Origin of the sequence: Mammaliicoccus sp. JADD-157, from assembly GCF_049310805.1 — a bacterium.
Lineage (GTDB): Bacteria > Bacillota > Bacilli > Staphylococcales > Staphylococcaceae > Mammaliicoccus > Mammaliicoccus lentus.
On sequence record NZ_JBMOVZ010000002.1, the window covers coordinates 425,875 to 438,050 of the forward strand.

Below are 12,176 nucleotides of genomic sequence, written 5' to 3' on the forward strand. Positions count from 1 at the left end.
TTTGTATTATAAAACTTTTGACAAAAATTGCTTTGTTCTATCATTTTGAGGATTATCAAATATTTGTTCGGGAGTGCCTTCTTCTTGTACTATTCCTTCGTCCATAAATATAACGTGATCACTTACATTTTTAGCAAATCCCATTTCGTGCGTCACCACTACCATTGTCATACCTTCTTTAGCCAAATCTTTCATAACACTCAATACTTCACCTACAACTTCGGGGTCTAATGCCGAAGTTGGTTCATCAAATAATATAACTTGAGGATTCATTGCAAGCGCACGTGCTATTGCAACACGTTGTTTTTGTCCGCCTGATAGTTTAGACGGGTAAACATTATATTTATCTTCTAGTCCAACTTTATTTAATAATTGGATGGCTTGGTCATCTAATTCTTTTTTGCTTCCTTTTTTTAATGTTAATGGTGTTAAAGTGACGTTTTCTATTACTTTTTTATGTGGGAATAAATTAAATCCTTGGAAAACCATCCCCATTTTTTGTCTTAATTGGTCTAATTTTGTCCCTTTAGCATTCGTTAAATCATTATTTTTAAATAATATCTGTCCTGAGGTTGGTTCTTCTAATAAGTTCAAACATCTTAAAAGCGTACTTTTACCGCTTCCTGAAGGTCCAATAATAGCAACAACTTCACCTTGTTTAATATTTAAATTAATGCCTTTTAATACTTCGTTTTTTCCAAATCTTTTGTGTAAATCGTTAACTTTAATCACTTACACTGAACCTCCTTTCAGCGAAATACATTACTCTTGATAATGTAAAGGTTAATATGAAGTATAATACCGCTGCGACTAGTAGCGGTGTAAATGGATCGAACGAAGCACCTTGTACTACTTGTGCATTAAACATCAGTTCGCTTACACCTATTACAGATACAATTGATGATTCTTTAATAACAGTTACAAATTCATTACCTAAAGCAGGTAAAATATTTTTAATAGCTTGTGGCATAATTACTTGCTTCATCGCTTGAGTTCTATTTAATCCTAATGATCTAGCTGCTTCCATTTGTCCATTATCTACAGCATTAATACCTGCTCTAATTATCTCTGCAATATAAGCACTACAATTAATGATTAATGCGATAATACCGCAAATAAGTGCTGATAAATCGAGTCCGAGTACTGCGGTTGTACCGAAGTACACTAGAAATACTTGTACAAGTAAAGGTGTACCTCTAATAAATTCTATGTACACTGAAGCGATAGACTTAAGTATTTTGCTATTACCTAATTTCATTAGTGCTAATACGCAACCAATAATGGCACCTGCTACTACACCTAAGAAAGATAATAGAATTGTAATACCGATACCATGTAAGAAATAAGAACCATACTTACTAAAGAATGAACCATCATCAAACATAGCTTCTGTTGCTTTGTCTTGATAATCCTTTATCAAATTATTATCTCTCACATCTTTTACGCTTTTGTTTACTCTATCCATTAATTCTGGCGAGTTTTTCGGTAAAGCAATCGCGGTTGTTTTATCGGCATCAGAAAATTCAACATCAGAATAAGTTAAATTAGGATTTTTCTCTAGATAAGCGTCTGCAACTGGACCTTCTATAATCATTCCGTCTATTTTTCCAGAATTAAGTGACATGATAACTTCGGGTACCCTAGTAAGAGAGCTAAGTTGTGATTCAGGCATTTCAGTTTTTGCAAGTTCTTCTTGAGTCGTTTGCTTTTGAACACCAATCATTTTACCTTTAAAATCATCGACCGTTTTTAATTTGTCTTTATCTTTTTTCTGGACAATCATCCTTTGTTTGACTTCCATATAATAATCCGAAAAATCTACTTCTTTTTTTCTTTCAGGAGTTGGTGCCATACCAGAAATAATCATATCGATTTTTCCAGTTTTTAATGCGCCGAGTAAACTATCAAATTGCATATTCACAATTTTTAATTCTATATCGTTATCTTTTGCTATTTTTTTAGCGAGCTCGATATCAATCCCGGCATATTCTCGATTACCATCCTTAGTATGTTCGAATTCATATGGTGCATAATCAGCTGATAATCCTACTCTTAATTCTCCACGTTCTTTTGCTTTCTCCCATTGATCCGTTTGTGCTGCATTAGCTTGGCTTATACTAATGTTTGGAATCATAAGTGATAAACAAATGATGGTGAAGACAATTTTTAATAATACATTTCTTTTCACAGTTCCAACCTCCTGAATTAATAATATTCATTATTATACGCATTATTGTAATTTTATGCAACAGTGTTTTTTAAAAAATAGTATGAATGTTCAAACACTCATACTTGTTTATCATTATATTTCGTTTAAACTTTTCCCTGTGTTTATTACTTCAAGTGCGCTATCAAGTGATATCTCAACCATATTCTGAACAGCTGTTTTTGTATAAAATGCTATATGGGGTGAAATTAACACATCATCACGCGACAATAAATCTTTTAATATTTCATCTTCAATAGATTTATTTGAATAATCATATGCAAAATAATCAAATTCATGTTCATATACATCTAAAGCAGCGCTATGTATTTTTCCTTCATTTAATCCTTTCAATAAGGCTTTAGTATCAACTGTAATACCTCTTGAAGTATTCACTAAATATGCACCATTTTTCATATAACTTATCGTTTCTTCATCGATCATATGCATTGTTTCATCATTAGCAGGAACATGCAGAGTTATAAGGTCCGCTTTAGATATAGCTTCTTTTAAGTCATCAAAAAATTCAACATTATCACAACTTTGGTCATAAGGATCATAACCTATAACCTTTGCACCAAATCCATTGAATAATTGAGCTGAAACTTTTCCTATTCGACCTACTCCAATAACAAGTATGGTCATACTTCTTAATTCATTAGCAATAACATTTTCATCCCATGTAAAATCTTGATTAGTAACACGTTTATGTATTTTATTAATGTTACGAACTAATTCTAATGCTCTACATACCGCAAACTCTGCTATGGCATTAGGACTATATGCTGGTATATTAGTAATTTTAATATCATGTTTAGCTGCTTCTTCTTTATTGAACATATCAAAACCTGCAGTTCGGCCAGCTATTTGCTTAATTCCTACCTTATTAAGTGCCTCATATATATCATCATCATATTTATGTAGTTGTTGAGTACTAATAGCATCAAATGCTTCTAATGAAGATACATTATCTAATGTTAAATGTTCTTCAACACATACTATTTCATGATTATTCACTTTCCCCCAGCTATAAGCAAAATTTTTCTCATCTTCTCTTATATCAAATAATTTTATTTTCATCATTTACTTCCTTTCAATATGCAATATTGTGAATAATCATTAATTGTACAAGAAAACAAAGAAACAAACAATCTATTTTTCAATATATTCTTACTATTCAGAATATAATATGTAGTTTTAGGAGCTTATTTCTTTTATACATAAATAAAAGCCAAGGACATAAATCCTTAGCTCAAAAATGGACTACGAAATCTTATTTAACAAAATGAGGTTTCTGGCCCTCTCTCTATGCTTTATTATTAAAAGCAAATATATCTTTTTGATATTTTGGTAATACTTTCAAACATAGTGTGTGTATAATGTATGCACTTATTAAAGGTATAATGAAGTATGCTAATAACAATAATAATACGTTAACTATAAACTGTCCGTCCATATATTTTATAGCATTGGCTGGTCCGACAAAACCTGTGTAGCCAAAACCTGTAGACATTGGTGTTCCTTTGATTCCAACAAAGTAAGTTAATAGTCCACAAATTAATCCATTAAACAGTAACGGTACTGCGATTATAGGATGTTTGAAATAAACTGGTATCATTAGTTTTGCTGCACCAACAATCAATACAATATTTGTGCCTCTATTATTAACTTTCCATGATCCTATTAAGAACGTCATACAAGCTGCTACAATACCCATATTACCTGCGCCAGAGCTTAAACCTTCTAATCCTACAGCAGTAGCAATAGCAACTAAGGAAATAGGTGTTACCATTAATAAAGAGTATGTAATTGCTATTAAGATACACATTAATAATGGATTTAAAGTAGAAAAATGACCAATTAAATTGCCAATACCTTTAGTTACAGTACTTACATAAGGTAAAGTTAACATGCCAATAAATCCACTCACAACAGAAACTAAAATTGGTAATATAAGCATATCTAATGAACCAAATTTTCCTTTTAATTTAATCATTAAGAAACAACTTATTACCAATACAACGATTAAATTTACTACATCCCCAATACTTGCAAATGTATATGTACCATTCTCTATTTTAACAGCACCTGATCCAATCAATCCTGCAGCTCCAATCATAACAGCATCAGTAGCTTGGAATTTAAATTGATTTGCTACAATCACTCCTATTATAAAGCTCATACCAAACTGCATTAACAGTAAAGCTTGGTTAAACATTTCTAATATAGGATGAAACTGTGCTAAGTATGTAAAAAGTACGCCAAGAATAGCATTTGGTATTAAAGCAATAACGATACCAACACCAATACCATTTAAAATATTAGAAAAAAATTCTTTTGCAGTGAAATGTTTATCCATAGTATTCCTCCAGATATAAATATGTATTAATGATATAGGACTTTATCTTTTTAAACAATCGTATTTTCACATTTATCCTAAACTTCTTAATATTATATAAAATAAAAAAGCCATAAACCTAAGTTTATGGCTTTCAATATAGTACCGGCGGTCGGGCTCGAACCGACACGTCCGCAATGGACACGGGATTTTGAGTCCCGCGTGTCTGCCAATTCCACCACGCCGGCATAACAGCAGTATGTACAACGATTTGGACCGCGTGTTAGTCGATAACTACACGTGGGACCAGTCGAATACGCGGAAAAAGCGCGTATATAAATTATATAACGTATGAGTTTATACGTCAATAAGTATTCGTTGTATATACGTAGATACTTCGTAATTTGCTAATTGTTGTACGGTATCGTATAATAAAACAAACGGACAAACGATATTCAGACGGAGGACAATTACATGAAAATTACTGTAGACTTAAACGCCGATACTATCGCAAGACTAAACGAGTACGCTGATCATAACAACCGTCCATTAGACGATGTTGTAGACGATATACTGGAAAGTTACTTAACGAAACCAGCAGCCGAACTAGAAATGATTCTTAATGATCCGGACTTACATTCGGAATATAAATCGTTCCAATCAACTTTAAATACATACATGATCGAAGAAATAAACACGTTAGAGAGTATGTCGAAAACAGAATCGGGATTACCTACCGACTATGCAATGGCGAAAGTATTCGAACGCTTAACGTCAAAGCACTTATTTAAGTCGTATTTGAACGTTGACTTATTTACAACGTTTATGAAGAATAAAATATAAAAAGAATGAGCGATAGACAATTGCGTCTACCGCTCTTTTTATGCCGATTTTCCACTTCGACATTGTATGGTGTATGAGATGCACACGGTTGAAAATCACACCGTGATTAACTATCTTGTGACGAGTTTCTTCCTATTATATATCCACGATATAATTTGTTAAGAAATAACTCCCCATAAATCGCTTTGAGTTCCATCTGCGTATATTTCTCTGACTGGCATGTATACAGTGTAACCACCGTAAGTGTCCCACGATATCCAAACGTGACCATCGTACACTTGTTTCTCGGAGTAGTTTACTGATTCATTATATCGAAGTACACCAGCTTGTGGATGTCCTGTATACGGACCATTCAAACGAGTGGCAATACCTATTTTCGATTTACATGTAAACGTTGCATGCTCTTCCATGTATTTTACCCCGTCGGCATTGACTTGCCAGCCTTTAGCCGGTTTAGCAATTTCATTCTTATTCTGTACGGCTACGTTATCCGGTTGTTTAGATGGTTTAGTGTCTTGCGTTGGTACTAAATCGTTTGCTGGTGCACCAGCTTTTAACGCCGGATTATTATAATACTTCTTAATCTCCTTGATGAAATAATCCTTTAGTTTATTAACGATTTCTTGTGGCGCAGCTCCTTGTTTCACTGGATCCCAACCGGTGTGAATCGTCATTGATCTGTGGGGACAAGCGGTCAGAACGAACTCACAATGTAACATGACCGTCGAACGATTAACCGGCAGTCCGTAATAAAGCATATCCAGTGCCGCTTTCTTAAACGTTGCTTGTTCGTTAGCCATAAAGTCCTTGTTACTAGCGGACATTGATTCGTTAACTTCGTAACCAATATAGCCGTTATTACCGTTAGCTTTAGCGACATGCCATGCGATACTGAACGTATCAATAGCTCGCCATACAGTTTTACGGTCGATGTAGTAATGAGCTATTCCGGCAGTGTATCGTTGTTCACTAGCGTTTCTTAGATTATTATAATCTTGCAACGCAGTAGCTGAACCGGCTGTATTATGAATAACGACACCTTTAACGCTACCCACACGGTTAGCCATTTTGTAGTTAATCGTTTTATTAATCGTTTTAATCTTAGTCGATACAGTGCCAGCGCCTTTAACGGCATCTGAATACGGCGGACGAATAACGCCTACTATATTGTCGTACACGTGATCTTCGACAAGTGCTGCCGGACTACCTTTATCTAAGTTAGCGTTGTACCAGTTTTGATCGACACTATTAAAGTAATCAGCGTTTGCCTCTGTTACTATTCCCGTATGTCCGTATTCATCTCCGCCCATTACGAAAATGTCTCCCGGCTGTAGAATCTGTTTCTTACCTTTAATAACTTGGAACCCTTTCGGATATTTAAAATCGATAAAGTCTATCGCATTACCCGTTGGATGAACCTTGTAATGTTTCTTTAGAAATTCGATAATGAATGTCGCACATTGAGCGCCATTATTCTGACCCGCTGTTAATCGTTTACCGATATTACTTACCGCCCAATTTACCGCCTCTTGCTTTTTCAATTAGCATCTTCCTTCCGTTATTGTTTTGGTACGTGACCGCCCGGAGTTTGTTGTTCCGAGTATTCATTCTGTGCAACTTCTTGCTCCACTTCGATTGGGATATCGCCTTTCTTTAACGCTCTTGTATAATCAGTGCCTTCTTTACCGGCAAGTGTATGCGAGTTATTCATGAAGTAACCAGCTAGACCTGTCACGATAATAAATCCAAGTGAAATAAATTCCGATAACTCTTGTTCGTCAATTGGTAACGGACTCATTCCTGCAGCCGTTAAAATTCCGTTTACTAAAGCTAATAAAAGTAATACTAATCTCGTCCATGTTCCTACGTCTTTTGGCATAGTATAAAACCTCCGTTTATTTTTCATCTTTCTTGTCTCCGTCTATATACGTCTCTAATATCTCTTGTTTCTTACGCTCTTCACTCTCGTCGATAATTGAGAATAAATCGCTAAGTACCGCTGCTAGTATTCCGACCATGAACACCGTTAACAAGTTCGGGTAAGTAGTCGCAGCGTTTGTCGTTAGTATTAACAAGAAACTGAAACTCGCGATTATAAGCGAAAGCATAACGTTAGTCTTTGTTATATAGAACGAAGTAAATATAGCTGCCCCTAAACCGAATGACACCCACATAGTCGTTGTTTGACCTCCGATAATGTGAATTTGTTTACCGTTGCTTGGCGAGAACTGTTTAACGAATAAATCCGGGTCTAACGCTAGAGTAAGTCCAATACCAATCATAAGGAATAACAATAATATTTCCGATTTCTTTGGCTTTCTTTTCATCTTTCGCACCTCCGTTCTATTTTATTTTAGTCCGTACTGTGAAAGTAAATAACCGACAACACCAGTTATTACAGCCGTTACAATAGTTTTCTTAACGGTCTTTCTCGTCTCTGATCCGGACTCTACTACCGCTAACACTTTACTTAACTCATCAGTTACCTTACGATCGCTTTTTTCAAGACGGTCCACACGCTCGTCGAGTTCGTCAAGTTGATCGTCTATGTACCCGAACATAGCGCGTAGTGCATGATTCTGTATTTCGGACAAAAAACGTTTAATCATTTTCCGACCGTCCTTTCTATTTATTATTCGCTAGGTAACGCCGTTAATTCCTCAATTTCTTCCTCAAGCTCGGCTTTTTCTCGTAGTACCTTTTCGAGTTCTACTTGAAGACCTATATTTCGATTAACTTCTTCCTGTAATCGTCTGTTTGTGAATACTACTTCTAATTCTAAATCATTATTTTTTTCCATCTTTTTGCATCCTCTCTAATTTATCGTTAAGTTGTTGTATTGCACGCAAACTCCACGCTATTAATTCGTATAAATCTACCCCTCCACTACGTACAAATTCCGGAGGAGTCTCGTAACCATCTCCTACTACAAGTCCGTGATTTATATGCCTGTCGTCTAAGTCCACATCCGTTTTAAACTTGTAGGAGTACAATTGCAGCTCATTTGCTATTACGGTCAACGCATCATAATCCCACTCTGTAATATCCTCTTTATACTCCGAATAAGAGGCATTAACGAACGATTCAGCACGTACAGGTCTGTACACCGGCTTTCCATCATTGTAAAACTCATTGGTTGTTACCCTAAGTTCAGAACTCCCTACTCCTATATACGTATTCTCATAAGGAGTGCTTGTTCTAACCGAGTTTAATATGACGTCGTTCATAATAGCATTACGTGCCTCAAAATCACGCAAAACTTCGGAGTTACCTTTACTAACTACTTTTAAAGCGTTGTCAACTCTAGCATAGACATTATCATTAATAGCTTGAATATCTCCGACCATTCTACCGTTTACTTTCATATCGTGTACTTCTAGGTTTCCAGTACCTCGTAAACCACTGCCGTCCGTTACGAATAACGTTTTACCATTAAAGGCTTTCGAGAACCTTAGCCCAACAGATGGTGTCGGATTATTCTCGGAACCGTAGTATATTATGCCGTCATTATTACCTATTACTTCGTTATCTACTACATGGTATTCGAATGTATTGTTACCCGAAACAGAAGTTCTCGGTTGAATTTTAACCCTCTGTTCTTTTGAGCGGATATATGCGCTATCGTAAGCATCTATAATAACTTTCTCTAATCCGGATCTCATCGCTACTACGCCACCCACTGACGATAGCGTTACACCTTTACGAATAGGATCGTAATCATAACTAAAGAACTCTAACGTTCCGGATGATTCATCTTGAGTACCGTCTGCATAGGTCGAAATGCCGTGTTGAGTGTAGTACAACATTCGATTATCGTCCACGTTTCTCATTTTGATATACCCTTTTTGTAGCACAATTTGAGTGTCGTAAGTTCTAGTATCTCCTTGCCATGTAGTCGTATATCTACCACGAGCGTTTAACTCATTATTTTTTATACTAATGTAAGTGTCGGTCGAAGTACCACCGTATATTGTTATATTAGCAGTGTTTATTGTACCTGATGTTATTGCGTTAGCTGTAATACCATCTGATGTCGCTATAACATCCGCAGTATTACCCCCGTCTTTTGATATAAACCACCCGGCGCTATTTAAGCCGACAACATTATTTGGATTATTCTTATCAACTGCATATATACCGTTATCTAAAGTTAACTCGGTATCTACCGACATTATTTTACGCAACATTTCTTTTGACCTTTGATCGAGTACATCGAAGTTTAATTGTAAGTTACCATCTAGTAATGCGTTTAGTTTAGTAACTGCTGACGACAAATTGCTAGAATATCTTCGACCTAATTTCTGATTACCAAATACCACGTTGATATTTCGCACATTTCCATTAGCGTATCTATCAATCTTAATCTCAACGACTCTAACTTCTTGATTAAAGTCTATTCTCTTATCGTTAAGGTACACACGGTCTCCTAATTCGGGTTGAGCATATGGATAACCTTGTGCGCGCAAGTCTTTAACGTCCGCACTAACAGATATAATAACGCTATTATCCACAACTTCTTTCATGGCTTTATCAATCGCCGCAACTGTCTTGTACGAACCTTTCGCTACCATCGGTGCATGTCTGCGTCCTAGTATCTTCGCTAATGGAGACTCATATTCACTCGTTAACTTGGCTTTCTCTAAAACATTCTGCTCGCTTTCTTCGTAATCTCCGAAACCTCTAGCATAAGTAAAAGTCGAAGTCCCGTCAGTTTCTTCCTGTATATTAGATGCGTTTAACTTGTAGCGGTACTCAAAACCAACGTCTCTTCCGATATAAGAGTCCAAGTAAAACGTGGTTCCCGAAATATAAAACTCTGCTTTAAATCTCTCAAGCAATCTTTTGAATGACTCTAACTTCGTCTCTCCGTCTCCTAGACCTTCTATTTCTATAGAGGGGAAAGACGACAATTGCACAAATGAATATCCAGTGTCAGCAAATACTCTAACGAAAGCATCTGTTGAATTTATATATCCGTCAAAGCGTTCGTAAGTTCGTAAGCTATCTAATCTGTCTAATGCTTTGTGTACCGCCCGAATATCTATATGAAAACTGCTGCCACGAGTGTTTTTCTTAGTATATACAATCGTATAAGTATCTCCGTAGAAATCAATTTCCCACATCGAGTCTATCTCGTTAATGAATACGTTGTTTATTTTATTAGGAGGTATAGTTAACTGTATCGATTGATTACCGTTAAGTTCTAATGTTTGCTCTGATTGAGCAGATACTATAAATTCTTCTCCTAGTAAATTTCTTGCGATGACGTTAGTCATATCTAGCCTCCTTTACTGTATTCGATTCTGAAATGTAATTACTACCCCGCATAGAATGATATATCCGATAGGCTGACATATTTACCGGAGGCACTCTCTACGGCTAAGTTACCCGACGTATCTAGTAATACTTTGCCAATTGAGCCGTCCGATACAAATGGTCCGAACACATGACGATTAATGGGTCTGAAACCTTCGGGCAATGTAAGTGCGTATATACCCGGACCTACTGCCCCATCCGTTATAATTCCTTGTAACTGAACCATTCCATTAGATAGCTTAATCGCTCTAGGCTTGTATGCGTCACTATAGCTACTCCAGCCATTCTTAGTAGATATATCGACTATTGAAACGTCTTTCTTCATCATACCGCCCTGCCTATTAACTTCCGGAGTTACAGCGCTTTTAGTCCACACCACGTTACCGTTAAAATGTATGTCTGCTGCCTGTGCATTTACACCTATCGTTGAGCGGTTACTACCGTGTTTGTTCGTAGCATCATTTCTTATGGACGAGCCATTCATGGACACTGCGCATGTCTTTTGTCCGTCAAAGTAGCAAGAATTAAAGCCTCCTCGTGATCCGTCCCAGACTAGCGAGTCTTTAGTTATAGTAGAATCGCTAATCTTACAAGCATGAACTGTTCCATAAGCACATCTACTAAATCGGATAAAACCTCCAGCAGTTATCGTCGATGCGTTATACGACTCTAGGCTTTCGACTTTACAGTACGAATTACAGTCGAAGAATGTTATCGATTTAACTTTTACATTAGGGTTAGTAACGCTAGGATCGACAATACCGTCCTTCCTAGATAACCATACAGCTGCTCCTGTTATTCCTTTAACGACGACTTCTTCATTATAATTACCTTCCTCAATTTTTACGAAGTGATCTTTATCGATAATCTTAGGTATATAGTCTACTGCTGCTTGAATCGTTTTAAATGGCTTTTGTATACTACCGTCTCCACCAACACTAGCGCTCGCGTCTACATATATGTTTACTGACGAAGTGTTATTACGATATACTTTCGACAATGTAGTATCGACTGACTGTACCTTATCTTCCTGTGTCGCTAAGTCGAATAGTAGTTCTCCGACATCAACTTGGTTGAGTTTCTTGATATTATCGATTACGTAGTCACTCGTAGAATTTATATCGTTAATTGCTTGACTAGACGCATCTGAAACCTTTTCAACGTAAGGTTCATAAGGATCAAGACTAATGTGGTTAAACGGTGTCCATTCTCCTTCGCTATAACCGTATACTGTCTGTTCGTCTAGCACTGTTATAAGGGACTTCTCTGCAACGTTAGTAGGTAAGTCCTCATATGTCTCGACAGGTTCAAGCATTTTTATTATATTTTCTTCTCTAACGCGATCCCATACGGCTCTTAATAATCGTACATCTGTTTTATCTATCTCATCGTATAGCTCGATAAAGTTTCCATTAAGACTGTTTAAGTTATCGGTATTCCATCTACCGCCTATTACTTCTCTAGCCATAGTCA

Annotated in this window: 12 protein-coding genes and 1 tRNA gene; 1 reads left to right on the plus strand and 12 read right to left on the minus strand. The window is 36.3% G+C overall.

Going from position 1 to position 12,176, the window contains the following annotated elements:
• Positions 1 to 6: 6 nt before the first annotated feature.
• The 5 genes from ACO6VN_RS08645 to ACO6VN_RS08665 form a co-directional block, all read right to left on the minus strand.
• The gene (locus ACO6VN_RS08645) at positions 7 to 732 is read right to left on the minus strand and encodes an ATP-binding cassette domain-containing protein (protein WP_194201413.1); all 726 of its coding nucleotides are present in this window, start codon (positions 730 to 732) and stop codon (positions 7 to 9) included.
• The gene (locus tag ACO6VN_RS08650) at positions 725 to 2,188 is read right to left on the minus strand and encodes an ABC transporter permease subunit (RefSeq protein ID WP_016999952.1); all 1,464 of its coding nucleotides are present in this window, start codon (positions 2,186 to 2,188) and stop codon (positions 725 to 727) included. Before ACO6VN_RS08650 ends, ACO6VN_RS08645 begins: the two co-directional genes overlap by 8 nt.
• A 114-nt stretch (positions 2,189 to 2,302) precedes the next feature.
• Positions 2,303 to 3,289 (minus strand): D-2-hydroxyacid dehydrogenase, encoded by a 987-nt coding sequence (locus ACO6VN_RS08655; protein ID WP_228086205.1) that lies wholly within the window; start codon positions 3,287 to 3,289, stop codon positions 2,303 to 2,305.
• 223 nt (positions 3,290 to 3,512) lie between these two features.
• The gene (locus tag ACO6VN_RS08660; protein WP_064211366.1) at positions 3,513 to 4,565 is read right to left on the minus strand and encodes a PTS transporter subunit IIC; all 1,053 of its coding nucleotides are present in this window, start codon (positions 4,563 to 4,565) and stop codon (positions 3,513 to 3,515) included.
• A gap of 142 nt (positions 4,566 to 4,707) precedes the next feature.
• Positions 4,708 to 4,792, minus strand: a tRNA-Leu gene (locus ACO6VN_RS08665).
• Between the two features lie 226 nt (positions 4,793 to 5,018).
• Here ACO6VN_RS08665 and ACO6VN_RS08670 point away from each other — a divergent pair.
• Entirely contained in the window at positions 5,019 to 5,387 is a 369-nt protein-coding gene (locus tag ACO6VN_RS08670; protein WP_422404480.1) for a hypothetical protein, read from the plus strand.
• A gap of 158 nt (positions 5,388 to 5,545) precedes the next feature.
• Here the strand turns inward: ACO6VN_RS08670 and ACO6VN_RS08675 are convergent, their stop codons facing one another.
• From ACO6VN_RS08675 to ACO6VN_RS08705, 7 genes are read right to left on the minus strand one after another with little or no spacing between them, the layout of a single operon-like run.
• On the minus strand, positions 5,546 to 6,928 hold the full coding sequence (locus ACO6VN_RS08675; RefSeq protein ID WP_422404481.1) for an SH3 domain-containing protein: 1,383 nt from the start codon (positions 6,926 to 6,928) through the stop codon (positions 5,546 to 5,548).
• A 17-nt stretch (positions 6,929 to 6,945) separates the two neighbouring features.
• Complete coding sequence (locus tag ACO6VN_RS08680; protein WP_422404482.1) at positions 6,946 to 7,266, minus strand: phage holin; 321 nt, start codon at positions 7,264 to 7,266, stop codon at positions 6,946 to 6,948.
• Between the two features lie 16 nt (positions 7,267 to 7,282).
• On the minus strand, positions 7,283 to 7,714 hold the full coding sequence (locus ACO6VN_RS08685; protein ID WP_422404483.1) for a hypothetical protein: 432 nt from the start codon (positions 7,712 to 7,714) through the stop codon (positions 7,283 to 7,285).
• A 21-nt stretch (positions 7,715 to 7,735) separates the two neighbouring features.
• Entirely contained in the window at positions 7,736 to 7,981 is a 246-nt protein-coding gene (locus ACO6VN_RS08690; RefSeq protein WP_422404484.1) for a hypothetical protein, read from the minus strand.
• Between the two features lie 38 nt (positions 7,982 to 8,019).
• Positions 8,020 to 8,187 (minus strand): hypothetical protein, encoded by a 168-nt coding sequence (locus tag ACO6VN_RS08695; protein ID WP_422404485.1) that lies wholly within the window; start codon positions 8,185 to 8,187, stop codon positions 8,020 to 8,022.
• Positions 8,174 to 10,663 carry a phage tail protein gene (locus ACO6VN_RS08700; protein ID WP_422404486.1) on the minus strand — a complete coding sequence of 830 codons (2,490 nt, stop codon included), beginning with the start codon at positions 10,661 to 10,663 and terminating at the stop codon, positions 8,174 to 8,176. Before ACO6VN_RS08700 ends, ACO6VN_RS08695 begins: the two co-directional genes overlap by 14 nt.
• A gap of 41 nt (positions 10,664 to 10,704) precedes the next feature.
• Entirely contained in the window at positions 10,705 to 12,171 is a 1,467-nt protein-coding gene (locus ACO6VN_RS08705; RefSeq protein ID WP_422404487.1) for a hypothetical protein, read from the minus strand.
• Positions 12,172 to 12,176 lie beyond the last annotated feature (5 nt).